This window comes from Streptomyces griseorubiginosus, assembly GCF_001514195.1.
GTDB classification, from domain to species: Bacteria; Actinomycetota; Actinomycetes; order Streptomycetales; family Streptomycetaceae; genus Streptomyces; species Streptomyces griseorubiginosus.
Genome location: NZ_KQ948742.1, coordinates 43426 through 68060, shown reverse-complemented (window position 1 = coordinate 68060; position 24635 = coordinate 43426). Strand labels below are relative to the sequence as shown.

At 71.9% G+C, this 24635-nt stretch carries 17 protein-coding genes, 2 tRNA genes and 1 pseudogene; 14 read left to right on the top strand and 6 right to left on the bottom strand.

Features of this window, described 5'->3' with window-relative positions; translation table 11 throughout:
• Positions 1 to 8: 8 nt before the first annotated feature.
• Positions 9 to 1124 (top strand): hypothetical protein, encoded by a 1116-nt coding sequence (locus AQJ54_RS32220; protein WP_062243218.1) that lies wholly within the window; start codon positions 9 to 11, stop codon positions 1122 to 1124.
• Positions 1121 to 1939 carry an AAC(3) family N-acetyltransferase gene (locus AQJ54_RS32215; protein WP_062243215.1) on the top strand — a complete coding sequence of 273 codons (819 nt, stop codon included), beginning with the start codon at positions 1121 to 1123 and terminating at the stop codon, positions 1937 to 1939. The genes AQJ54_RS32220 and AQJ54_RS32215 overlap by 4 nt, the downstream gene beginning before the upstream one ends.
• A 79-nt stretch (positions 1940 to 2018) precedes the next feature.
• On the opposite strand, the gene AQJ54_RS32210 is transcribed toward AQJ54_RS32215, so the two are convergent.
• On the bottom strand, positions 2019 to 2888 hold the full coding sequence (locus tag AQJ54_RS32210) for a bifunctional DNA primase/polymerase (protein ID WP_062243212.1): 870 nt from the start codon (positions 2886 to 2888) through the stop codon (positions 2019 to 2021).
• A 348-nt stretch (positions 2889 to 3236) separates the two neighbouring features.
• Here AQJ54_RS32210 and AQJ54_RS32205 point away from each other — a divergent pair, with 348 nt between their 5' ends.
• The 6 genes from AQJ54_RS32205 (at position 3237) to AQJ54_RS32180 (ending at position 8986) form a co-directional block, all read left to right on the top strand.
• Positions 3237 to 3551: a hypothetical protein gene (locus tag AQJ54_RS32205; RefSeq protein ID WP_062243209.1), complete on the top strand. Its 315-nt coding sequence runs from the start codon at positions 3237 to 3239 to the stop codon at positions 3549 to 3551.
• A gap of 303 nt (positions 3552 to 3854) precedes the next feature.
• Positions 3855 to 4934, top strand: coding sequence for a bifunctional MaoC family dehydratase N-terminal/OB-fold nucleic acid binding domain-containing protein (locus AQJ54_RS32200; protein ID WP_062243206.1), 1080 nt, complete (start codon positions 3855 to 3857; stop codon positions 4932 to 4934).
• On the top strand, positions 4931 to 5320 hold the full coding sequence (locus tag AQJ54_RS32195) for a MaoC family dehydratase (RefSeq protein ID WP_062243203.1): 390 nt from the start codon (positions 4931 to 4933) through the stop codon (positions 5318 to 5320). Before AQJ54_RS32200 ends, AQJ54_RS32195 begins: the two co-directional genes overlap by 4 nt.
• Positions 5317 to 6483 (top strand): lipid-transfer protein, encoded by a 1167-nt coding sequence (locus tag AQJ54_RS32190; RefSeq protein WP_062243200.1) that lies wholly within the window; start codon positions 5317 to 5319, stop codon positions 6481 to 6483. Before AQJ54_RS32195 ends, AQJ54_RS32190 begins: the two co-directional genes overlap by 4 nt.
• 146 nt (positions 6484 to 6629) lie before the next feature.
• Positions 6630 to 7187 (top strand): SigE family RNA polymerase sigma factor, encoded by a 558-nt coding sequence (locus AQJ54_RS32185; protein WP_020134048.1) that lies wholly within the window; start codon positions 6630 to 6632, stop codon positions 7185 to 7187.
• Positions 7188 to 7309: 122 nt separating this feature from the next.
• Positions 7310 to 8986 (top strand): long-chain fatty acid--CoA ligase, encoded by a 1677-nt coding sequence (locus AQJ54_RS32180; protein ID WP_062243197.1) that lies wholly within the window; start codon positions 7310 to 7312, stop codon positions 8984 to 8986.
• Between the two features lie 81 nt (positions 8987 to 9067).
• On the opposite strand, the gene AQJ54_RS32175 is transcribed toward AQJ54_RS32180, so the two are convergent.
• A complete protein-coding gene (locus AQJ54_RS32175) occupies positions 9068 to 10261 on the bottom strand; it encodes an MFS transporter (protein ID WP_062243194.1) in 1194 nt (397 codons plus the stop codon).
• A gap of 135 nt (positions 10262 to 10396) precedes the next feature.
• Here AQJ54_RS32175 and AQJ54_RS32170 point away from each other — a divergent pair, with 135 nt between their 5' ends.
• Positions 10397 to 10981, top strand: a complete 585-nt coding sequence (locus AQJ54_RS32170) for a TetR/AcrR family transcriptional regulator (protein ID WP_062243191.1) — start codon at positions 10397 to 10399, stop codon at positions 10979 to 10981.
• A 130-nt stretch (positions 10982 to 11111) separates the two neighbouring features.
• Here AQJ54_RS32170 and AQJ54_RS32165 read toward each other — a convergent pair whose 3' ends face one another.
• Both AQJ54_RS32165 and AQJ54_RS32160 read right to left on the bottom strand, forming a co-directional pair.
• A complete protein-coding gene (locus tag AQJ54_RS32165; protein ID WP_169808259.1) occupies positions 11112 to 15875 on the bottom strand; it encodes a PAS domain-containing protein in 4764 nt (1587 codons plus the stop codon).
• Positions 15876 to 16108: 233 nt separating this feature from the next.
• Positions 16109 to 16642, bottom strand: a complete 534-nt coding sequence (locus AQJ54_RS32160; RefSeq protein WP_062243186.1) for a subtilase-type protease inhibitor — start codon at positions 16640 to 16642, stop codon at positions 16109 to 16111.
• 153 nt (positions 16643 to 16795) lie between these two features.
• Here AQJ54_RS32160 and AQJ54_RS32155 point away from each other — a divergent pair.
• The 3 genes from AQJ54_RS32155 to AQJ54_RS32145 all read left to right on the top strand — a co-directional run bounded on the left by AQJ54_RS32155 (position 16796) and on the right by AQJ54_RS32145 (position 17679).
• Positions 16796 to 16886 (top strand) — tRNA-Ser (locus AQJ54_RS32155).
• Between the two features lie 186 nt (positions 16887 to 17072).
• Positions 17073 to 17145 (top strand) — tRNA-Arg (locus AQJ54_RS32150).
• A 99-nt stretch (positions 17146 to 17244) separates the two neighbouring features.
• Positions 17245 to 17679: a DUF5959 family protein gene (locus tag AQJ54_RS32145; RefSeq protein WP_062243184.1), complete on the top strand. Its 435-nt coding sequence runs from the start codon at positions 17245 to 17247 to the stop codon at positions 17677 to 17679.
• A 34-nt stretch (positions 17680 to 17713) separates the two neighbouring features.
• On the opposite strand, the pseudogene AQJ54_RS46905 reads toward AQJ54_RS32145, so the two are convergent.
• Positions 17714 to 17943: pseudogene (locus AQJ54_RS46905) on the bottom strand (site-specific integrase); the annotation flags it as partial.
• 305 nt (positions 17944 to 18248) lie between these two features.
• Between AQJ54_RS46905 and AQJ54_RS32140 the strand changes: the two are divergent.
• Both AQJ54_RS32140 and AQJ54_RS32135 read left to right on the top strand, forming a co-directional pair.
• Complete coding sequence (locus AQJ54_RS32140; RefSeq protein WP_062243181.1) at positions 18249 to 20021, top strand: hydroxysqualene dehydroxylase; 1773 nt, start codon at positions 18249 to 18251, stop codon at positions 20019 to 20021.
• 205 nt (positions 20022 to 20226) lie between these two features.
• Complete coding sequence (locus tag AQJ54_RS32135) at positions 20227 to 22242, top strand: glycosyl hydrolase (RefSeq protein WP_062243179.1); 2016 nt, start codon at positions 20227 to 20229, stop codon at positions 22240 to 22242.
• A gap of 485 nt (positions 22243 to 22727) precedes the next feature.
• On the opposite strand, the gene AQJ54_RS32130 is transcribed toward AQJ54_RS32135, so the two are convergent.
• Positions 22728 to 24485, bottom strand: coding sequence for an Ig-like domain-containing protein (locus tag AQJ54_RS32130; RefSeq protein ID WP_062243176.1), 1758 nt, complete (start codon positions 24483 to 24485; stop codon positions 22728 to 22730).
• Between the last annotated feature and the right edge of the window lie 150 nt (positions 24486 to 24635).

The following is a 24635-nucleotide window of genomic DNA, read 5'->3' as shown; positions in this document are numbered from 1 at the left end:
CAGGTACAATGCCCAACGTGTCCGAAGGGGTGCCGCCCCTGGGAAAGAAGCAGACGAACCTGCTCACGGCCGTCCTGCGGGGGGTGCCCGTCCTGGGACCTTGCAAGGAACCCCGTCTGCTCACCGACACCGACGTGCGCAGTCTCCTGGACACCCTGCCGCCGTGCGCCGACGCCCAGGAGACCGGTGAGGTCAACCGGCTGCGCCCCCGGCTGCTGAACGCGCTCGTCGGCCCCGAGGCCAGACGCTCGGGCTACGTCCAGGGACTGCCCCGGCACGGCGTCGCCCCCCTGCTGCGGGCCGCGGGCGAAGCCGTCCGTGCCCCGCTGGTGCTGCGGATCGTGTACGGCGCCAGCACCACGATCCCGCTGCGGGCGCTCAGTTACGTCCTGCCGGCCGTCCGCATGGCGTCCCGGCTGACCGAGACCGGCCTGCGCGCCCCGCACCTCCAGATCGTGCTGGCCGGCTCCCTCGGCTGCCGGGTCAACGGCCTGCCCGGGGCCGCCGTCGCCGAGGAGACGACCCTGCTGGCCCGCAGCCTCGATCTGCTCCTGTCGTCCCTGGTGCCGGGCCGTTTCGGGCTGTACGACACCCTGCCGGCGCCCGGGGTCGTCACCGCCCTGGACGATCTGGTGCGCAGTCTGACCCCGGTCCGGCGGTCCCGCGTTCTCGAACGGCTCGGCGGCAAGGGCGGCGCCACCGCCGACGAACAGACCCTGCGCTACGCGGCCGCCCACGTCCTGGTCCACGACCGCGCCGCCGTCCCGCTCACCCTGCGCCAGGGCACCGCCGTCCCGGCCGACGCCACGGTGATCGACGTCGGCGGCCTCCAGGAACGCCACTTCCATGCCGTACGACACCTGTTCGCGGCCGGTGCCGAGCGGGGCCCCGGCCTGGGGGCGATGGTGCTGTCCCGGCACTCGGTACCGCCGTACACCATGGCCAGGGGCGGGGACGTCGGACTGCGCGAGTTCGTCGACGGCGGGAGCCCGCAGGGCAGGCCGCTTGCCTCCGCGGTCCGCCACGACCTGCGACTGCTGTGGTCCGCGCCGCTGCCGGCGGGGCTGAGGCGTGCGGAGGCGCCGCGTGAGCACATGAACGTCATTCAGGGAGTGCCGAGTTGACCGAGACCGCTCTTCTCCACGCGGACGAACTGACCTCTCAGGTGAGGGGGTTGGGCATCCGGCCCGGCGACACCGTGCTGGTGCACACCTCGTTGCGGGCCGTCGGGCCAGTGCACGGCGGGGCGCGGGCCGTGGTCGACTCGCTCCTGGACGCGCTCGGCGCGGACGGCACCCTGGTCGTCTACACCCAGACCCCGGACAACTCCGACCCGTCCCGCTGGCCCCTGACCCGGGGGCGGGCCGTGCCGCCGGCGGAGTGGGCCGGGCTGCGGGCGACGCTGCCCGCGTTCGATCCCGCGCGGACCCCCAGCTACGGGGTCGGCGTGCTGCCGGATGAGGTCCGCACCCGGCCGGGCGCTCTGCGCAGCGACCACCCGCAGAGTTCCTTCGCCGCCCTGGGGCCGGCCGCCGCGCGGATCACCGCCGGGCACGCCTTGAACTGTCACCTCGGCGAGGAGTCCCCCCTGGCCCGCCTGGAGGAACTGTCGGCCCGCGTCCTGCTGCTGGGCGTCGGCTACTCCGTCTGCACGTCTTTCCACCTGGCCGAGTACCGCGTGCCCGGCCAGGGCAGCCGGGAGTATGGCTGCGCGGTCGACGACGGCTCGGGACGGCGCTGGCACCGCTACCGGGACGTGGACTTCGACACCTCCGACTTCCCGGCACTGGGCGAGGCCTACGAGTCCCTCCCCGAACAGCCCGTCGCCCGGGGCCGTGTCGGCGCCGCCGACTCCCGTCTGTTCGACCTGGCCCCGGCGGTGGCCTACGCCGAGAAGTGGTTGACCGAGCACCGCGCGGGCCGGAGGCCGGCGGAGTAGCGAACGGCGGCTCGCCGCGCCGGGCGGGTCAGAGCGCCCCTCCACTGGGTGCGTCAGAGCGTTCCCCCCCGGGGGGCGCTCACCCGCGGTGCCCCGTCATCCGAGCCGCCGAAGCGATCGTCGCTCTGGCCTCCCGCTCCGTGAGGCCTGTGTCCAGGGCCGCGGAGATCAGGGGGGCGACCAGGGCCGGGCCGATGCCGTTCTCGTAGGCGCGGCAGGCTGCCCAGAACAGGCGGGTGTTGCGCTGGCCCTCGTGTGCCGCGAGGACGAACTGGACCAGGCCCTGGCCCTGGTCGCCCGCCGAGGGATGGGTCGCGGGGTGGGTGGGGCGCGGTGGGGGCAGCAGCAGCCGGAGCAGGGCGGGCGGGCAGGGCGCCGGGGCCAGGTGGGCCGTGCCCGGTGCCGTGCCGTAGGTGCCGTGGTCGGTGCGGGAGCCGGGCCCGACGAGGTATCCGCCGGCACCCCTGATGTCGATGCCCGGGGCCAGTCGGCCGGCCGAGTTGGGGACGGCCGCGTCGGGCGGGCCGGTGAGCCAGAGGTGGCGGCCGCCGCTCGGGGTCAGGACGACGACCGTGTCGGGGATCGTGAACAGATGGCGCAGGGCCAGTTCGCGCAGGGCCGCCGAGGAGTCCGTGCCCGACTTGGTGTCCAGGTCGATGCCGATCAGATGGTGGGGCGGCAGGCCGCACGCGATGCCGTAGCCGGTCGCCCAGGGCGCGGCGGCGAAGAGCTCGCGGATGCGGACGGGGTCGGTCGAGGCGTCGTACACCCCGTGTCCGAACGCGCCGCATTCACCGTGGCAGGGCGCGGCCGAGGGGTCGTCGCGGTGGGGGGAGCGCAGGGCCGGGAGCTTGGTGCGGGACAGGGGGAGGACGGCCAGCCCGCGCTCGGCGGCTGACAGGGCGTGTGCGAGGGCCAGCGTCGTGGCCTGCCGGTCTGTGGTGGCCATGCCTCTATGTTCGTACGAGTGTTCGAAAAAGGGAAGGGTGAGCGAGCGCGACTCGCCGGGCGTCGGCGATTGGCTGGAAATCTGCCGGAACGCTTTGCCTCTTGGGGCGCTTGATCACCGAGTGCCCCAACCACCCCGAACCGCCCGGTGAAGTCGCGAAAGGGGTTTATCGACTTGTCCTCACGCTTCAGGGGGAATAACCCCTTCCGCTCTGGTTCGCCGGGGATCCGCTGGGCAACTCTGGTCTCGCGACGTCGTGCACAGCACCGGGAAGGTCGGCCAACTGCCCCGGAAACAGCCTTACTTGACGTACTACCGGCACCAGGCCGGGTTCTGGAGGAAACACACATGGCAAGCATCCGTACCGCCCGCGTCATCGCCGCCGTCTCCGCCCTCCCGCTCGCCGCCGCGCTCTTCACCGGCGTCGCCGCGGCGGACAACGGTGGCTTCGCGGACGACGGATCGAACGCGGGGGTCGCGAGCATCGTGGGCAGCGGTGTCGGACACGACAACAACGGCAACGCGTCCACGACACAGCAGAACGCCGTCGGCTCGGGCGCCTCGAACCAGAGCAACACCGCGCAGGTCAACGGCTCCGCCTTCACGGCCGTCAACCAGGGGAACAACAACACGGCCGTGCACTTCAGCCCGCTGTGGTGGTGACGGTGACCGGCGAGGGCTGACGAGCCCTCGGCGGGTCGCTCCCGGGGGAGGGCGGCGAGAGGAGACCGGCCGCCAGGGGAATCGGCAAGGGGGCCGGCGAGGGGGTCAAGGGGGATCGGTCAGGGGGATCGGAGCAAGGGGGTGGACCAACGGGACAAGGGGACTCATAGGGGAGGTCACACGTCCGCGCGGCGGTGCTTCGGCGCCGCCGCGCAGGCGTATTCGCGTGCCCGGCGACGACCTTGACAACCCCTCGCATCTGACGGACAGTCAGAAACCCGTGAGCGAGGGAGGCGTGCGCCCGTGGACGACGACGACCTGACGGCCCGGCTCAAGTCCTACGAAGGGCACCCCGCCGCCGTGGCCGCCACCGGCAAGGACCCCGTCAACGTCCCCATGATCCGGCACTGGTGCGAGGCCCTGGGCGACACCAACCCCGCCTACGCCGGCCCCGACGCCGTCGCCCCGCCCACCATGCTCCAGGCCTGGACGATGGGCGGCCTCACCGGACACACCGGCCGCGCGCGGGCGTACGACGAACTCCTCGCCCTCCTCGACGAGTCCGGCTGCACCTCGGTCGTCGCCACCGACTGCGAGCAGGAGTACCTGCGCCCCCTGCGCCCCGGCGACGAGATCACCTTCGACACCCTCATCGAGTCGGTCTCGGCCAGGAAGACCACCAAGCTCGGCACCGGCCACTTCGTCACCACCCGCACCGACGTCCGGGTGGGCGACACCCTCGTCGGCACCCACCGCTTCCGCATCCTCAAGTACGCCCCCGCACGACAGAAGCAGCCCCCGCCCGGCTCCGAGAGATCCTCTTCGGAGCGCCCCAGCTCCGAGGGATTCTCTTCGGACCGCCCCCGCCCCGAGCAGTCCTCGTCGGACCGCCCCCGCTCCGAGCGGTCCTCCTCAGAGCTCCCCCGCCCCGAGCGGTCCCGCCCCCCGCGCCCCCGTCCCGTCGTCAACCGCGACAACGCGGGCTTCTGGGAAGGCGTCGCCCAGCACCGGCTCCTCATCCAGCGCTGTGCCGCCTGCGCGACCCTCCGCTTTCCCTGGCTCCCCGGCTGCGCCCACTGCGGCCACCCCGACTGGGACACCGTGGAGGCGAGCGGCGAGGGTGCGGTGTACTCGTACGTCGTCATGCACCACCCGCCCTTCCCGGCGTTCACGGACGTCGATCACGCCGGCGACGCGGCGGGGCCCTACGCCGTCGTCCTCGTCCAACTCGCCGAGGGCGTCCGGATGATCAGCAACGTGGTCGGGACGCCGTACGACAAGGTGCGCATCGGGATGCCGGTACGGCTCGAATTCCGTTCCTACGACTCCCACGACGACGAGTTGGTGCTTCCCGTCTTCAGGGCCGCCGAGGAGGACGCATGAAGGCCGGTGACGAACTGCCCCCGCTGGAGATCCCGATCACCCGCACCCTGATCGTCGCCGGAGCCATCGCCTCCCGGGACTACCAGGACGTGCACCACGACCCGGAGGCGGCCCGCGCCAAGGGCTCCCCGGACGTCTTCATGAACATCCTGACGACCAACGGCCTGGTGGGCCGCTACCTCACCGACCATTTCGGCCCCCAAGCGGTGCTCAGGAAGGTGGCGATCAGGCTGGGCGTCCCCAACTACCCCGGGGACACGATGGTGTTGACCGGGACCGTGGAAGCCCTGGAGGGCGATCTCGCGACCGTCCGTGTCGTGGGTGCCAACGGCCTCGGCCACCACGTCACGGGCACGGTCACCCTCGCCCTGGGGAGCGCCGGATGAGCACACGCGCGCGTGACCGGCTCGGCGGACAGGCCGCGATCGTCGGCATCGGCGCCACCGAGTTCTCCAAGGACTCAGGCCGCAGCGAACTGCGGCTGGCCGCCGAGGCGGTCCGCGCGGCGCTCGACGACGCCGGGCTCACCCCCGCCGACGTGGACGGCATGGTCACCTTCACGATGGACACCAGCCCGGAGATCACCGTCGCCCAGGCCTGCGGGATCGGTGAGCTGTCCTTCTTCTCCCGGGTCCACTACGGCGGCGGCGCGGCCTGCGCGACCGTCCAGCAGGCGGCGCTGGCCGTCGCGGCGGGCGTGGCCGAGGTGGTCGTCTGCTACCGCGCCTTCAACGAGCGCTCGGGCCGGCGCTTCGGCTCCGGAGTCCAGCACCGCGAGCCCTCCGCCGAGGGAGTCGCCCTCGGCTGGTCCCTGCCCTTCGGACTGCTCACCCCGGCCTCCTGGGTGGCGATGGCGGCCCAGCGCTATCTGCACACCTACGGCCTCACCCCGGATGCCTTCGGCCATGTGGCCGTGACGGACCGCCGGTACGCCGCCACCAACCCGGCGGCCTGGTTCCACGGCCGCCCCATCACCCTCGCCGACCACGCGGCCTCCCGCTGGATCGTCGAGCCGCTCCGACTGCTCGACTGCTGCCAGGAGACCGACGGCGGCCAGGCGGTCGTCGTCACGTCCCTCGCACGCGCGCGTGGCCTCGCCCAGCGCCCGGCCGTGATCGCGGCGGCCGCCCAGGGCGCGGGCCGGGCCCAGGAACAGATGACCAGCTTCTACCGCGACGACCTCACCGGCCTGCCCGAGATGAACGTCGTCGCCCGCCGCCTGTGGCACACCAGTGGCCTCACCCCGCAGGACGTCGACGTGGCGATCCTCTACGACCACTTCACCCCGTTCGTCCTGATGCAGCTGGAGGAGTTCGGCTTCTGCGGGAAGGGGGAGGCGGCGGACTTCGTGCGCGAGGACCGGGTCCCGCTCAACACCCACGGCGGCCAGCTCGGCGAGGCGTACCTCCACGGTATGAACGGCATCGCGGAAGGCGTACGCCAGCTGCGGGGGACGGCGGTGAACCAGGTGGCGCAGGCGGGACGCGTCCTGGTGACGGCGGGGACCGGGGTGCCGACGTCCGGTCTGGTGCTCACCTCGGACGGGTGACCCCCAGGGGTGAACCCGCAGTACCCCGCCCCTCGTCCTCCACCTACAGGAGGTGCAGTCAGCCCCACCTCTACAACCTGAGGCGGAGTCGTCTTCGGGACCTGTGGCCGATGAGGGGGAGGCGGTCTCGAACCTAGCGTGGAGCCATGACCACACCCGTCTGCACCAGCGCTTCGAAGGCCGCCGTCCCGGCGACGCAGACCCTCGCGTACCCCTCGTTCGCCTCGTACGTGAAGGCCCGCCAGCCGGTGCTGCTGCGTACCGCCCGGTCGCTGACCGCGAACCCGAGCGACGCGGAGGATCTGTTGCAGACCGCCCTGACCAAGACCTATGTCGCCTGGGAGCGCATCGAGGACCACCGGGCCCTCGACGGCTATGTGCGCCGGGCCCTGCTGAACACGCGGACCTCGCAGTGGCGCAAGCGCAAGGTCGACGAGTTCGCGACCGACGAGATCCCCGAGCCCGAGCCCGTGCCCGGTGAGGACGACCCCGCCGAGCAGCAGGCCCTGCACGACGCCATGTGGCGGGCGATCATGAAGCTGCCGGCCCGGCAGCGCGCGATGGTCGTCCTCAGGTACTACGAGGACCTCAGCGAGGTGCAGACGGCCGAGGTGCTCGGTGTCTCCGTCGGCACCGTGAAGTCCGCGGTGTCCCGGGCGCTCGGCAAGCTCCGCGAAGACCCGGAACTGGTGCTCGCCCGCTAGGGAACCCAGCGGCGCGACCGTCCGTTGTGAACACAACGTGACGTGATCGATCGCCCGGCTCTAGTGACATACCGCGTGGTATGTGCGCAGAATCGGCGCACACCCTTACTACCGCGTAGGCAATGTCGCCCCGGGAGGACGCCGTGCTGAGCACCATGCAGGACGTACCGCTGCTGATCTCCAGGATCCTGACCCACGGGTCGTCGATCCACGGCACCTCACAGGTGACCACCTGGACCGGCGAGCCGGAGCCGCACCGCCGCTCCTTCGCCGAGATCGGCACCCGCGCCGCCCAGCTGGCGCACGCCCTGCGCGAGGACCTCGGCGTCACCGCCGACGAGCGCGTGGCGACCCTCATGTGGAACAACGCCGAGCATGTCGAGGCCTACTTCGCGATCCCCTCCATGGGCGCGGTCCTGCACACCCTGAACCTCCGCCTCCCCGCCGAGCAGCTGGCCTGGATCGTGGGCCACGCGGCCGACCGCGTCGTCATCGCCAACGGCTCGCTGCTCCCCCTGCTCGCCCCGCTGCTCCCGCACCTCAAGACGGTCGAGCACGTGGTGGTCGCGGGCCCCGGCGACCGCAGCACCCTCGAAGGCACCCACGCGCGTGTGCACGAGTACGAGGACCTCCTGGCCGGCAAGCCCACCGCCTACGACTGGCCCGAGCTGGACGAACGCCAGGCCGCCGCCATGTGCTACACCTCCGGCACCACGGGCGACCCCAAGGGCGTGGTCTACAGCCACCGTTCGATCTATCTGCACTCCATGCAGGTCAACATGGCCCAGTCGATGGGCCTGACCGACCAGGACACCTCGCTCGTCGTCGTGCCCCAGTTCCACGTCAACGCCTGGGGCCTGCCGCACGCCACCTTCATGACCGGCGTCAACATGCTGATGCCGGACCGCTTCCTCCAGCCCGAGCCCCTCGCCGCGATGATCGAACGCGAGAGGCCGACCCACGCGGCGGCCGTCCCCACCATCTGGCAGGGCCTGCTCGCCGAGCTCACCGCCCGGCCGCGGGACGTCTCCTCGCTCACCCAGGTCACCATCGGCGGCTCGGCCTGTCCGCCCTCCCTGATGGAGGCCTTCGACGCCCTGGGCATGCGGGTCTGCCACGCCTGGGGCATGACGGAGACCTCGCCGCTCGGCACCATCGCCCGCCCGCCGGCCCACGTCGTCGGCACCCCCGAGGAGTTCGCCTACCGCCTCACCCAGGGCCGCTTCCCCGCCTCCGTCGAGGCCCGCCTCACCGGCCCCGGCGGCGAGCGACTGCCCTGGGACGGCGAGTCCGCCGGCGAGCTGGAGGTCCGCGGCCCCTGGATCGCGGGCGCCTACTACAACGGCCCCGAGGCCGAACCCCTGCGCCCCGCCGACAAGTTCAGCGAGGACGGCTGGCTGAAGACCGGTGACGTCGGCACCATCTCCCCCGACGGCTTCCTCACCCTCACCGACCGCGCCAAGGACGTCATCAAGTCCGGCGGTGAGTGGATCTCCTCGGTGGACCTGGAGAACGCGCTGATGTCCCACCCGGACGTCACCGAGGCCGCCGTGGTCGCCGTCCCCGACGACAAGTGGGGCGAGCGCCCGCTGGCCACGGTCGTCCTCAAGGAGGGCTCCACCGCCGACTTCGAGTCCCTGCGGACCTTCCTGGCCGCCGAGGGCAAGATCGCCAAGTGGCAGCTCCCGGAGCGCTGGTCGATCATCGCGGCGGTGCCGAAGACGAGCGTCGGAAAGTTCGACAAGAAGGTCCTGCGCAAGCAGTACGCGGAGGGCGAGCTGGACGTCACCAAGCTCTGAGCACGGCTCCGACAGCCCTGGACGACACGGCGGTCAGGGCCCCGGACGAGAACCGGGGCCCTGACCGCCGTACGGCATCCGTCACCGCCGTACCGACGTCGTGAGCCACCCCAGCCCCAGCCACACCCCCGCCACCGCGCACACGCCGCCCCAGCCCCACCAGCCGAACGCCGAGCCCGCGAGGGCGGAGGCCGTCGCGCCGCCCGCGAAACCGGCGACGACGTAGGCCGTGTTGGCGGTGGCCGGGGTGGCGGTGGTGGTCAGGGCGAGGGTCTGGTTGGCGACGTGGGAGGCGACCAGGGCCGCGTGGACGGCGACCGCGGCGACGAACAGCGCCCACAGCGCGTGCCCGCCGAGCCAGAACAGCGGCACGGACACCGCGGCGAGCAGATACGCCGACCGCACGACCGTCGCGGCGCCGAAACGGTCCACGAACCCGCCGGCCAGCGGCGCCACCACGCTCGCGGCCAGCCCGAAGAGACCGAACAGCCCGGCGGTGGCGGTCGACAGGTGGTAGGACGGGCCGGTCAGCAGCAGCGCCAGCGAGGTCCACAGCGCGCTCCAGGCGCCGTACATCCCCGCCTGCCGCACGCACGCGCGCCACAGGTCGGGCGAACGGCGGACGACGGACGGCAGGGTGGTGAGGCCGGAGAAGAGCGGGCCGGAGCGGCGGGGCCGCTCGGCGGGCAGGGCGTAGGCCGTGGCGAGTCCGAGGACGGCCGTCAGCACGGCCGCGCCCACGAACACCACCCGCCAGCCGAACGCCTGCCCGATCAGCCCGCCGAGCACCCGGGCCGCCACGATCCCGGTGAACAGGCCGGCGATGACGGCGGCCACGTGCCGGGCCCGGCGTTCGACGGGGGCGCGCTGGGCGACCAGCGGGACCAGCAGCTGCGGGACGACGGTGGCCGCAGAGGCGACCAGGACGGCGGCCGCGAGGGCGGTGGTGCCGGTCGCGAGGGCCGCGCCCGTCAGGGCCGCGGTGGTGACGAGGGAGAGGACGGCGACCAGTCGGCGCCGGTTCACGCTGTCGCCGAGCGGGGCGAAGACCAGCAGCCCGAAGGCGTAGCCGAACTGCGCGACCGAGGCGACCCAGGCCACCGCGGAGGCTGTCGAGCCGAAGTCGTGGGCGATGAGGGGGAGCAGCGGGGCCGCGAGGTAGATGTTGGCGGCCGTGACGGCGGTGCAGACGGCGATGAGGACGAGGAGCAGCGAGCCCGCACGCTCGGCGGAGGCCTTGGCGGGCCGTCCGGTGGTGACGGTTGTTGTCGGCATGACCGGGGGACTCCTTCGAGTCTGCTCTAACAACTAACTGGTTGGTTGGAACAGTGCAACAGTGTGGGAAGCCCTTCGATTCCCTGTCAACCAAATAGTTGGTTACCCGCCTGCCGCGCCCGTACCCTGACCCCCATGGCAGCAGCAAGGGACCCCGAGGCGACCAAGGCCCGGATCTTCGAGGCGGCAGTCGCGGAGTTCGCCCGGCACGGCATCGCGGGCGCCCGCATCGACCGCATCGCGACCGAGGCCAAGGCCAACAAGCAGTTGATCTACGCCTACTTCGGCAACAAGGCGGAGCTGTTCACCAAGGTCCTCGGCAAGGTCATGCTCGACCTCGCCGTCGCCGTCCCGGTCGACCCGGACGACATCGAGAACTGGATCGACCGCCTCATGGACTACCACGAGGCCCACCCCGAGGTCCTGCGCCTGCTGTTCTGGGAGGGCCTGGAGTACGGCGCCACGGCCGAACTCCCCGACGAGGCCGAACGCCAGGAGCACTACCGCGCGAAGGTCGCCACCCTGGAGGACGGCCAGGCCCGGGGAGTCGTCACCGACGCGATCCCTCCGCGCGACCTGCTCTTCCTGCTGATCGCGGTGGCGAACTGGGCGGCCGTGGTGCCGCAGATGAAGCGGATCCTGGTGGGCGGGGAGGCCGCGGACCGGGAGCGGCTGCGGGCTTCGGTGCGGGAAGCGGCGCGCAGGCTGGTGGCCAGGTGAAGCGGAGGGCTTTCGGGGGCGCGGGGCCGTGTTGAGAGCTTTCGGGGGCGCGGGGCCGTGTTGATGTGCGGCTCTGCCGCGTGGGCGCGACCAGCCACGACGGCGCCGCGGACGACAGCCTGCCCTTGATCTAGTTCGTCCCGATCCTGGCGAGCAGATCGACGATCCGCGCCTGGACCTCCGCACTGGTCGACCGCTCCGCGAGGAACAGCACCGTCTCACCGGAAGCCAGCCGAGGCAGATCCGCCTGGTCCACCGCAGCCGTGTAGACGACCAGCGGCGTCCTGTTGAGCTGCCCGTTCGCCCGAAGCCAGTCCACGATCCCGGCCCTGCGCCGGTGCACCTGCATGAGGTCCATCACGACGAGGTTGGGCCTGAGCTGACCGGCCAGGGTCACGGCATCCGCGTCACTCGCCGCGCGCGCGACCTGCATCCCGCGCCGCTCCAGCGTCGCCGTCAGCGCCAGCGCGATCTCCGCGTGCTCCTCGATCAGCAGCACCCGCGGCGGATGCTGCTCGCTGTCCCGTGGTGCAAGCGCCTTCAGCAGGACGGCGGGATCGGCGCCGTACGCCGCCTCCCGCGAGGCCTGTCCGAGCCCCGCGGTCACCATGATCGGCACCTCGGACGCCACCGCCGCCTGCCGGAGCGACTGGAGCGCGGTACGGGTGATCGGCCCGGTCAGCGGGTCCACGAACAGCGCGGCGGGGAAGGCCGCGATCTGCGCGTCGACCTCCTCGCGCGACTGCACGATGACGGGCCGGTAGCCACGGTCGCTGAGCGCCTGCTGGGTCGTCACGTCCGGCGCGGGCCACACCAGCAGCCGCCGCGGGTTGTCCAGCGGCTCCGGGGGCAGCTCGTCGTCCATCGGCTGGGGCCGGGGGGTGTCGGGGATCTCGACGGCCCCACCGGGACCGTCCAGCGGCTCGGGCCCCTCGGCGGCGTTCTCGTCCGGGGCCCCTATGGCGTACGACCGCCCGGCCGCCTCGGTGGCGTGCGCGAGCCTCGACTGGCCGGCCAAAGAGGGCTGCGGCTGGGGGGCTTGGGCCGCCGGTGCCACCTGTGCCACTTGCGCCGCCTGGGCCGACGCCGGGGTCTGCTCGGCCGCCGGGTGCGGACGGGCCGCCTGCTCCGGGGCGGTGGCGACCGCGGGGTCGGGCCGGGTACCGAGCTTGCGCCGCCGCCCCGAACCGCCCGACTGGTGCGGCGGAGGCGTGGCCGCCCCCGGCTGCTGCACCTGCGCCGCCTGCCGGGTGAACGGCACGCCCTGCCCGAGCGTCCGCACGCTGATCGCCCGGCCCTGGGTCGAGTTGGGGTCCACGGGGGTGGCGGCGGCCGCGGCTACGGCCGCTGCGGCTGCGGTTGCGGCTTCGGCGGGCAGCGGTTGAGCTTGGGCGGCTCGGGCCTGCGCCTGTGCCTGGGCTTGCAGCGCCTGGGCCTGTGCCTGGGCTTGCAGTGCCTGTGCCTGCGCCTGCTGTGCCTGTGCCGCGTCCGCGGGCAGCGCGACGCCGGGCGGCGGAGTGGCCGGGCCGGGCGCGGACGTCTGCACCGGCTGGGGGGTCGGCTGGTTCGGGGGTACGGCGATGCCGGCGCCGGGAGTCTCCTGAGCGGCGAGCCAGGGCTGGGCAACGGGAGTGGCCTGCGCCGGCGTCTGCTGCGCCGGTGCCTGCTGCTGGGGTGCCTCTGCGGGGAGGGGCTGCCCGGGGAGCGGCTGACCCGGCTGCGCGAGGCCGGGCTGGCCGGGGACACCCTGCGGGAGGCCGGGCTGGGCCGGGGCTGCCTGGGCAGGAGTGGCCTGTGCAGGAGTGGCCTGCGGAGTAGCTGTCTGCGGAGAGGCTGCTTGCACGGGCGAGGCCGGGGCGGCGACGGGCTGGGGGACCAGACCGGCCTGTCCGGTGGCGTTCTGCACGGGGACACCCGGGTACTGCACCGGCGGCACGGCGGCGGGGACCTGCTGGGCAGGGGTCGTAGGAACAGCCGCGGGCACGGCCTGACCCGGCGTTGCCTGACCTGGAACGGCCTGACCGGGTGCGGCTGCCTGTGCGGGGACGCCCTGTGCCGGCATTCCCTGAGCGGGCGTACCGGCCGGCTCGGGCGGCTGGGCGACGGCCCGTCGGCGTCGGCCCGTCGGCGCGGTGGTCGGGTGCGGCTGCGGGGGCGTGTGGTCGTCGGCCTGGTCGTGCGGCACGGCGTCGTGCCGACCGTCCTCACCGTGACCGTCGGAGGGATCGGGGTGACCGGGGACCGGAGCCGGTACCTGCGGAACCTGCCCCGGGGTCTGGACCTGCCCGGGAACCATTCCCTGAGCGGGCACCTGCCCCAGCACCTGAGCCTGGCCCGGAAGCTGACCCGGCACCACGGGCTGCCCCGGCACCACCGGTTGACCAGGCACCACGGGCTGGCCCGGCACCAGGGGCTGTCCCTGTGCCGCAACGGGTCCCGCCGCACCGGTGTCGGCATCGGCCCCGGCCGGGCGGTCCGCGTCGGCGGGCGGGAGGGCGAACACCGAGCGGGGGGCCGCCTCCTGCGCGGCCGCTCGCTCCGACGCGGCGGCGAGCGCACGCCGTCGGCGCCCGTCCTGCTGCGGAGTGCCGTCACCCGGCGCGGACTGTCCGGCGATCTGGAGCTGCCCCTGGGCCGGCTGACCCTGGGACTGCTGCCCCGGTCCGGCGGAGCCGCCCGCGGGCAGTGCCGCCGGCAGCGCGTGCTGCTCGCCGCCGTCGCGTCGGGCCCGGCGTCCGGCCGGAGCGGGCACGCCCTGCGGCGGCACGGTCCCGCCGAGACCGCTTCCGACCGCCGCGGACCCCGCGGCATGCTCGGCGGCGGTCACCACGGCACCCTCGGACACCCCGGCGTCGCCCGTATCGCCTTCGTCGGCGCCCTCGGCGGGCCGCCCGCGGCGCCGGCCGGTACCGCCGGAGCCTCCGGAGCCGCCGTCCGCGTCCTCGCCGGAGGCCTGTGCGGGCGGGGCCAGGGCCGCCTGTTCCTGTTCGGCCGCCGCACGCCGCCTGCGCCGCCCGGTGGGCGCGGAGGACTCGTCGGCGTCGGCCGGGACGTCACCGTCGAGGAAGGAGTCGGTGGAGGCCCGCCGGGCCCGCCGCCGCCCGCCTCCCTCGGCGGGGGAGTTCTCCCCCGGATCGGTGCCCGGAGCGACCTCCGGGGACCCGGCTTCCATGGGTGCGGCCTGGACGGGCGCGGCCTCCAGCGCGGCCGGTCCGGGCACCGAGACGGCCCCCGCTCCACCCCCGATGGGTACTTCGAGGACGTACGCGCTGCCGCTCATGCCCGGCACCTCGTGCGTCTGGAGCACACCGCCGTGGGCGCGCACGATCCCGCGCACGATCGGCTCGTGCACCGGGTCGCCCCCGGCGTACGGCCCGCGCACCTCGAGACGGACGCTCTCTCCGCGCAGTGCCGCCGCGACGACGACCGTGTTGTCCATGTAACCGCCTGCGGACACGGGAGCGTTCCCGGTCGCGTCGACGCCGGCGACGTCCGCGATGAGGTGCGCGAGGGCGGTTGCGAGGCGCTGGGCGTCGACCTCGGCCTCGATGGGCGGCGCGTGGACGGCGAACTGGACCCGCCCCGGCCCGATCAGCTCGACCGCCCCGTCCACACCGGCGGCGACGACGGCGTCCAGCATGACGTTCGTACGGACGACGGCGTCGGCGCCCGCGTCGAGCCGCTGGTAGCCGAGGACGTTGTCGATGAGGTGGGTGATGCGGGAGTAGCCGGCCGAGAGGTGGTGCAGGACCTGGTTGGCCTCGGGCCACAGCTGTCCGGCGTCGTCGGCGGCGAGCGTGGACAGTTCGCGGCGCAGTTCGTCGAGGGGCCCGCGCAGGGAGCGCCCGAGCAGCGTCAGCAGCTGGTCGTGCCGGCCGGCGAGGGCCTCGTAGCGGTCCTTCTCGCGCTCGCCGAGGGCGGCGTACCGCTCCTCGCCGGCGGCGATCTCCTCGTCGTGCCGCTCCTGGAGCTCCTCCAGCTCGGTGATGTGCTTCTGGCGCAGGGCGGTCAGCTCGGAGGCGTGCTCCTCCTCCAGCCGCTCCAGCTCCTCGGCGTGGGCCCGCTCGGCGGCGGACTTCTCGTCGGCGAGGGCGTCGTAGGGCCGCCGGTCGGTGAAGGTGAGCACGGCGCCGACGAGCTGGTCGCCGTCGCGCACGGGCGCGGTCGTCAGGTCGACGGGGACCTTCTCGCCCTTCTTGGACCACAGCACCTGGCCGCGCACCCGGTGCTTGCGCCCGGAGCGCAGGGTGTCGGCGAGCGGGGACTCCTCGTACGAGAAGGGCGTGCCGTCGGCGCGGGAGTGCAGGATGAGGTCGTGGAGCTCGCGGCCGCCGAGGTCGCTGGCCCGGTAACCCAGTATCTGGGCGGCGGCCGGGTTGACGAGGACGATCCGCCCGTCGGTGTCGGTCCCGACGACCCCCTCGGCCGCGGCCCGCAGGATCATCTCGGTCTGCCGCTGCGACCGCGCCAGCTCGGCCTCGGTGTCGACGGTCCCGGTCAGGTCGCGTACGACGAGCATGAGCAGTTCGTCGCCGCTGTAGCCGTAACCGTCGTAGGCCTGCTGGCCGTTCTCCAGGTTGGCGCTGGTGACCTCGACGGGGAACTCGGTTCCGTCGGTCCTCCTGGCCACCATCCGGGTCGGCTTGGTGCGTCCGCGGGGGTCCATGTGGTCGGGCCGGCGCATGGAGCCCGGGATGAGCCGCGAGTCGAACTCGGGGAGCAGATCGAGGAGCCCCCGCCCCACCAGAGCCGTCCCGGGCGCCTCGAACGCCTCCAGGGCGATGGTGTTGGCGTTGACGACGGTCCCATTGGCGTTGACCAGCACCAACGCGTCGGGAAGCGCGTCGAGTATGGCTGCGAGGCGAGCAGCGCCTCGGGATGGCCTGCTGCTCACGAGACGCTTCCTCCCTGTTACCGCACCTTGCCGACCGCTCGGGCCATCTTGCCAAGGGGCCCGCGACGTGTCACGCGAGGGAGTCTAAGCGCAGCGGTTGTGCGGGGGAGCCGGATGAGAGGGAGGTCGCACGACGAAGTGAAGTAGAACGTGTGACCGCATCTTGGGGGCTGTGTCTTGGGTCCCCGTCTTAGGGCCCCCGTCTTGAAGGGGGAGGGGGGCCGTCTTGGAGGCTAGGCGCCGGAGTGGGTGCCCATGTCGGGCAGGAGCGGCACGAAGCGGTCCCAGCGCGCGGTCTCGCACCCGTTGCTCCGGTCGAACCGCGCGTCCACGGGCCGCCCGGCCCAGGTGCCCGTGACGTGGGCGGTCGCGGGGCCGCCGTAGAGCATGGTGCAGACGCTGCCCTCGGGGACGGGAGCGAAGGGGTCGCGCCCCCACCGGGTGTTGCGCTCGAGGGCGGCGCAGGCGCCGGGGATGTCGGGGTGGGTGCTGGGTCCGGAGGCGGTGCCTGGGGTGTCTGGGGTGCTGGGGGTGCTCGGGGCGCTTGGGGTGCTTGGGGTGCTTGGGGTGCAGCTCACTTCGTAGGTGGCGCTTCGTTCGCCCGCGTCCCGGACGGTGACGAGGAGGTGGTCGCCGCCGGTCGCCGCCGTGGCGGTCGCGGGGGCGAGGGCGGCGAGGAAGAGGGGGAGCGGACCCAGCCGGGCGAGCCGGCGGAACCGGGTGACGGGCGGGGTGACGGGCGAGGTGCGCCGGCTGACGTGTGACATGCCCTGACTAACGCCGGGCGGGGCCGTACGTTGCGCGGAAGCACTTTGCCCTGGGCGCCGCCCGCCTAGTACCGTGGGTGCCGATTGGTGGCGCGACCTTCGGCTGTGTCATCATCTGCACGCACCACTCGCGCTCGCGCGGGCGGCTGTGCGGGAGGCGTCGCCTAGTCCGGTCTATGGCGCCGCACTGCTAATGCGGTTTGGGACTTACATCCCATCGAGGGTTCAAATCCCTCCGCCTCCGCGCAAGATCACCGAAGCCCCGGTCCAGTGGACCGGGGCTTCGTCGTGGTCCTACCCCAGACGGGTGTTTCCGCAGCTCACAAGGGGTACGGCAAACGGATTTCACATGCGAGCGGCAGTCATGTAATGTTCTTCCTGTCGCCGCGAGCGGCCCGAAAGGGCGGGGAGCGGCGAAAAAACAGAACAAGCACTCGTAGCTTAACGGATAGAGCATCTGACTACGGATCAGAAGGTTGCAGGTTCGAATCCTGCCGAGTGCACACAGGTCAAAGCCCCCTCGGGATCATCCCGGAGGGGGCTTTGTCGTGCCGTACAGCAGCGAAGTACTGCAACGGGTGACGTCAGCCGGAGGGGGCACCTTGACCGGGACCGTTGAACCGCTCGACGTGGTTGTCCTGGACGACGGCGTGCAGAGCGTTGCCGTCCGGCTGTTGTCCCCGATTCCGCAGTACGGCTACTACGACGCGGAGATCGTCATCCGCAGTGACTTCGTGAACGCCACCGTACGGACGGGCTTCAACGCCGACGATCTCGACGACTGGGCGGCGATCCTGGAGGCGGTCGCGGCAAGCGATACGGAGGCGGCCGAGACCGATGACGTCGTCTGCGGCAACTGGCCCGGCGAGGGGCGTACGGCGTATCTCACCTTCATCGCCGAGGACCCGTACGTCGTCGAGGTGCACGATGCGCCGAGCACTCAGATCTCCGTCCGCGTCCCGATCGACCTCAAGGCTCAGTGGCTTGACGGGGCCCGGGAGCGCTTGATGACCGCGCGGCGGGCTCTCGGGCTGTAGCCAGGCGGTCATGGCTGCCCCGTCGCCTGATACAGCGTGAGGGGCGGAGGATGCGCTGAGCCACCTTTGGACGGACCTTGAGGGCGACCCGCAGCGGGCTGCACGTGTGTCGTGTGTTCTGGAGCGGGACCGCCAGGAGGCCGGCACAGCATGGCGCGCAGGGCGAACATGCGGGTGCGGTTGCCCGGCTCGATGGGTGTGCCGTACTTACTTCGTGGTGAAGGCCAGGCCCCGAGTGTCCTGCCACCGCTCCCCGGCCGCCTCGGCGTGATCGCTCTGCGCTCGGACGAACCCGAGCCTGATCCCCACCCCGCGCTACCCGGCTCTTGATCACCCATCACCGTCGAAGACGCTTACCGGCACCTTCCTGTGCGGAGTGCGATACGGCATGCCGTCTGCATCACTTCGATCACCCCTGGCGGTGAGGCGGTCGGCGCTCCGGCAGCGCAAACGCGCCACATTCGCGTGCATATTCACGTCGGTCATGTTCATGCCTTTCGCGCCCCGTGGGACTCCCTTAGGCTCCTGCGCCGGACGGTAGGTGTTACCGGCGGTAGGGGAGACCGGGCATGGGGCGAACAGGCAGCACACGACGCACCTTTGTGGTGGGGGCCGCGGCCGCAGGCGGGGCGGTGGCGCTGGGGACCGGCACGGCGGCTTCAGCGGCACCGGCGCAGGGACGGCAGCAAGCCGTCGCCGTGCTCGGCGGTGGCGTGGCCGGGCTGACCGCGGCGCACGAACTCGCCGAGCGGGGCTTCGCGGTGACCGTCTACGAGCGCCGGGCGCTCGGCGGCAAGGCCCGCTCCATGGACGTACCGGACAGCGCGAAGGGAGGCCGCAAGCCACTGCCCGCGGAGCACGGGTTCCGCTTCATCCCGGGGATCTACCACAACCTCCCCGACACGATGCGGCGCATCCCTTTTCCCGGGAACGCGGGCGGCGTCCGGGACAACCTGATCGCACCGAAGGAGATGATGTTCGCGCGGACCAACGGCCGCGAGGATCTCCGGATACCCATCCCTGGGGAGAAGGAGCCCGCCGAGCTCACCCTCGACGACATCAGACGCGCTCTCACCGGCCTCCTGGAGACGGGATTCAATCTGCCCCTGCATGAGATCGCGTACTTCGTGAACCGCGCCGTCGTCTTCCTGACCAGTTGCGACGCGCGCCGCAACTCCACCTGGGAGGACACCCCTTGGTGGACTTTCGTACGGGCCGGGCAGATGTCGAAGGAGTACCAGCGCATCCTCGCGGTCGGCATCACCCGCAACATCGTCGCCACCAAGGCCGAGGTGGCCAGCACCCGCACGGTCGGCACCCTCGGCGAGGCCTTCGTGTTCAACGCGCTCGGCCGTGGCGCGGACGGTCCACCCGACCGGATCCTCAACGCACCGACCAATGAGGCCTGGATCGACCCCTGGGTGGCTCATCTCAGCTCCCTGGGCGTGACGTTCCATATCGGCTGGACCGTGCACGAGGTGAGGCTGGGCGGAGACGGGCTGGTCTCAGGGGCCGTCATCGAGGATGCGGACGGCGTCCTTCGCTCCATCACCGCCGATCACTATGTCTCCGCCATGCCGGTGGAGCACGCGCGGCGCACCTGGAGTGCCGGATTACGCGCTGCCGACCCACAGTTGGCACGCTGCGACCAGCTGCGGACGGACTGGATGACGGGCATCCAGTTCTATCTGACCGAGACGCCGCCCCTGGTGCAGGGCCACTTCAACTGCATCGACTCGCCGTGGTCGCTGACCGCGATCGCCCAGGCCCGGCACTGGCCAGGGCGGGACTTCGCCGCCGACTACGGCGACGGCGTGGCCAAGGAGTGTCTGTCGGTGGACATCTCCGAGTGGGACAAGCCCGGCGTCCTGTACGGCAAGACGGCCAAACAGTGCACCCGCGAGGAGGTCGCACGCGAGGTGTGGGCACAGCTCAAGGACGCCCTCAACGACACCGGCAGGACAGTGCTGCGCGACAGCACGCTGCACTCGTGGTTCCTGGACCCCGGAGTGGACGGGATCGGCACTCCGCACCCGACCAACCAGGACGAGCTGCTGATCCACCCCGTGGGCACGCTGTACAACCGCCCTTCGGCCAGGACCGCGGTCCCGAACTTCTTCCTGTCCGGGGACTACGTCGCCGTGGACATCGACCTTGCCACCATGGAGGGCGCGAACGCCTCGGCCCGCCAGGCGGTCAATGCCCTGTTGGATCAGGCCGGTTCGAGTGCGCCGCGCTGCACGGTCACCCCGCTGTTCAGGCCACCGGAGCTCGAGAGCCTCAAGCGCCACGACCACTTCCGCTTCAAGGCCGGCCTGCCGAACGTGTTCGACCTGGGGTGATCAGGGGTTGGGTCGCAGACCTGCGAGTCGAGGACCGCTCGTCCCCCGAAGCGCGACGCATGTTCGACGGCCGACCGAGCAGGCCGAGCAGGCCGAGCCGACCGAGCAGGCCGAGCCGACCGAACAGCCACCTGCGCACAGCCACCTGCCCACAGCCACCTGAGCGCCCCTGCACGAGAGTTCGCCACGTCAAACGGAGACACACATGCCCCGCTCGCTCCTGAACCGTCGCGCGTTCATCCTCCTCGGTGCCACGGTCGCCGCGGCAGCCGGTGCCCGGACATCGGTGGCCGCCGCGGCGACCTCCCCCACCGCGCTCGCCGGCGCGCCGACGCCGGTCCGGATCGTCGACGACAGGGCGACCCCCGCCACGCGCGCGCTGTTCGCCTACCTGAAGCGGCAGCAGGGCAGAGGCATCCTGTTCGGTCACCAGCACGACCTCACCTATGGCTTCACCTTCACCACTCCGGACGGCAAGGCGTCCGACACGAGGGCGGCAGTGGGCGACTACCCCGCGGTCTTCGGCTGGGACACCCTCATCCTCGACGGCGACGAACGCCCCGGTGCCGAAGGCGGGACCGAAGCCGAGAACATCGCCGCGCTCAGCCGGTGCATCCGGCTGGGGGACGCACGCGGCGGGATCAACACCCTCAGCGCTCACCTGCCGAACTTCGTCACGGGCAGGGACTTCTACGACACAACGGGCCGAGTGGTCGGCCAGATCCTTCCCGGAGGCGCGAAGCACGCGGACTTCAACGCCTTCCTCGACCGCGTCGCGAAGGCGGTCAAGGGCGCGCGACGGCCGGACGGCACCGCCATCCCGGTCGTCTTCCGCCCCTTCCACGAGAACAACGGAGCCTGGTTCTGGTGGGGCGCCGGCCACACCACCTCGGCCGAGTTCATTGAGCTGTTCCGCTACACCGTCGAGTACCTGCGCGACACCAGGGGCGTCCACAACTTGCTCTACGCCTACTCGCCCAACTCGAGTTTCGGAGGCGACCCGACCGGCTACCTGAAGTCCTACCCCGGCGACCGTTTCGTCGACATCCTCGGCTACGACTCCTACGACGAGGGCGCCGGACCCACCCCCTGGCTCGACAGTGTGGTGAAGGATCTGACGATGGTGGTCCGGCTGGCGAACGAGCGGGACAAGGTGCCGGCCTTCACCGAGTTCGGGGAGGGCGGCACGGAGGTTCGCAACCCGCAGTGGTTCACCCAGCTGTTGCAGGCCGTCAAGGCGGACCCGCTGGCCCGTCGGATGACGTACATGCTCACCTGGGCCAACTTCGGAGGCACCAAGCGTGCTTACGTCCCGTACCCGGGCCACCCCCTGCTGCCGGACTTCGTCGCCTACCACCAGGACCCGTACACCCTGTTCGCCGCCGATCTCCACGGGGTGTACTCCGCTCGCACCACCGCTGTCAGGAACGCCCCGTTCCTGCACCTCGTGACCCCGACGGACCGGCAGCGCGCAACGGCCTCCCAGACGACCGTCCGGGTGCGCGTCACGCCCGCGAAGGCGAGCCGGGTCACCTACTCCGTGAACGGCGGACGCCCCGGACGCCTGCGCCTGGACGCCGACGGCTTCTACTCGGGCGCCTGGTCGATCGACCCGGCCCTGCGGAACAACCCCTCGGTGACCCTCACCGTGAGCGCGCAGGTGGACGGCAGGACGCTCACCGACTCGGCCGTGGTCCTCCTCGGCGAGGTCGCGTCCCTGCCCGCCGGCTGGGTCGACGACTTCGAGGGGTACGCCGGGGACGACACCGCCCTGAGCGAGGCGTACACCCATGTCAACTCCCACACCCTCACGCTGTCGGCCGACCACAAGTCCTCGGGGTCCTACGGACTGGCCTACGCGTACGACTTCACCGGCGCCGAGTACACCGGCACGGGCAAGCCGGTCGACGCGGACTGGTCCGCCTTCATTTCCCTTGCGCTGTGGCTGCGGGGCGACGGTTCCGCAAACGGCGGGGCGCTCCAGATCGTCGCAGGCGGAGTGGATTTCTGGTACCAGGTCCCGCTGTCCGACACGAGCGGGCAGGAGATCAGGGCACCTTTCAGCGAGTTCACGCCCGCCCCCTGGGACACCGCCCACGCCGGAGCCGTCCTGGACGCGTCTCACCTCGCCAAGGTGACGGCGTTCAACCTGTACCTCGTCCATGGAAGCGACGCGGCGACCAGGGGCGTCGTGTACGTGGACAACATCAGAGCCGAATGACCCACCAGCACGCGGTGACCCCCTGCCGGACGACCTACGGCAAGTTGTTGGACCCTGGAGGAGATCCGCAAGGTCTCCGGCGACCAGGAGGCCATACCTCTCGACACCCATCGCCTACGGCAACTTCTACGAGGCCCTCCGTGGCCTCTAGCGCGCCAACTTCCATACCGGCTGGACGGCGGCACCCGTCTCGTTCCCGTCTCGTTCAGCACCGTTCACGGCCGTGTCGGCGAGCCCCGGAGCCGTCCTCGCACGCACAGCCAGCCGCTTTTGAACCCCGACGTGCGGTCGGAGCAGCACGCCATCGGGAGGGCTGATGACGGCGGTGAGCCAGCCTCAGAGTCCGCCCCTTCGCACGTCTTGCCGCATGGGGTGGGATCGAGCGTGAAGGGCTCCGGAGGACTGTGGACGGACCGTCGTCTGTGCAGTGCTCCCTGCCCGACGCCGGGACCCCGCCTCAGCGGCAGGGCCCGGCGTCTGGTGCGTCACTTCCTGACGGTGAAGTACTGCCATGCGCCCCATGTGCTGAGGTTGCCGGTGTCCTTGGTGCTGTGGACGTACTCGGCTCGGATACGGAACTTGCTGCCGGCCGCGTTGGTCAGGGTCACCGTCGCGTAGCTGGTGCTCGTGGTGCTGAGTGCGTGGCAGGAGGAGGTGCTCTGTGTGTGCCAGGCATCGCTGTAGTACCGCTGGATCTGGAACTTCACGCACTGGCCGGCCTTGTCGGGCGTGACCGTGATGTTCAGCTTGGCCTTGGCGGTGTGGTGGTAGACCCGGTAGAGGAGGCCGCCGTAGTGGGTGCTCCCGTAATAGCCGCTGAGCGACTCGGACACCTTGGCGTAGGCCGACGCCGTCGTGGCGGCCGTGGCCGGGGCGTAGCGGTAGTCACCGGCGAAAGCCGCGGTGAAGGTGGTCTTGCGGGTGAGTTTGTAGGTCGTGGCCAGGTTGCCGTGGCTGTCCACCGTGCCGGTCTCGATCAGCGTCTTCCTGCCGCCGTAGGGCTGGGCGTAGATCGCGAGGGTGCGTCCGTTGTAGGTCGTGCCGAGGTGGGCGGTGATCCTTGCGGTCGCGCCGTAGCCGTACGACGGAGCGTCGGTGGTGATGGACACCGCGGCGGCGTTGCGGGAGACCTGGACGGTCGCGGACGCGTCGACGGCCTGGTGGGTGGAGTCACCCGGGTAGGTCACGGCGTATGTGTTGGCTCCCCCGACCTGCGGGACATCGGCGATGCGGAAGGTGCCGTCGGCTGACAACGGCACGTCGGGCAGCGCGACACCGGTGGGATGGGCCAGGTCGCTCTTGAGCACGTGAACGACCTCACCGGATGAGTACGGAGCCGCCGACAGCTGCCCGGAGACGGTCAGTTGGGCCCCCCGGCCGGCTGTCTCCGGTGCGGTGAGGTCGAGGGTGGGCCGGCTCGGGGGCGGGAGCTGCGACGGCACCGTGAACGTGTACGCAGCCGGGGTCTGCGACCGGTTCCCGGCCACGTCTACCCCGACGACGTAGAGGGTGTGCACGCCCCAGGACAGGGCGGTCGTCAGACTGCCGGTTCCCCCGGCGTCGGCGGGAACCCGGGCGGCACCGATGCCCGGTTCACGGTCCAGGGCGTACTCGAAGTGGTTCAGGCCGCTGGCCTGACAGTCCGGGGTCCCCGCCTCGGTGCACCCGCTGGGCAGAGGATCGCTGGAGCTGAAACTGAACGTGGTGGGCTGCCCGGCAGCCTTCGTGGGCGTTCCGGGGCTGCCCATCGGGGGGAAGTCCGGGTTGGTGACGACCGGGGTGAGGGGCGCGCTCGCGTCCACCCTGAAGTAGCAGGGCTCGGTCGGGTTCGAGTACGCCGTCCCGTCGTACGTCGACGCGTGCCAGCCGTAGGTGTGCCCGTCCGTCAGGGGTAGCGGGACGTACACGGACTGGACGGGCACGGGCTGCCCGGGGACGGACCCGTCGGCCGTCTGCGAACCGTCCACGTCCCAGGCGTGGACGACCCCCTGGTACGTCACTCCGTTGACCGTGGGCCGCGGTACGCCGATGGAGACGGTCATTCCCGCGGGAGGCGGACTGGACACGGACCGCCAGGTCGGGCTGCTGTCGCTGCCGCAGTCCGCTCCGGACGGCAATGTGGGCGCCGGCAGTGCCGGGTCGATCGGGGTCTCGTCGGCGGCCGCTGACGCTGGAAGCGCTGCCACGATCGCGCCGGCCAGCAGAAGCGCGAGCCGGCCGCGCCGGTGCGCGGTTCGATTCACAGGTGTCTTCCTCCCGGGCCGTGCCCGTACGTCAGTGTCGAGTGCCTGCACTCTCGCCGGGGGCAGCGCCCGGGAACTGGGTTGCGCGCACGGCGATTGCCAGGGCGGCATGCGTCTCCCCACGCACGCGGCCTTCCACCCCGCTGCCGC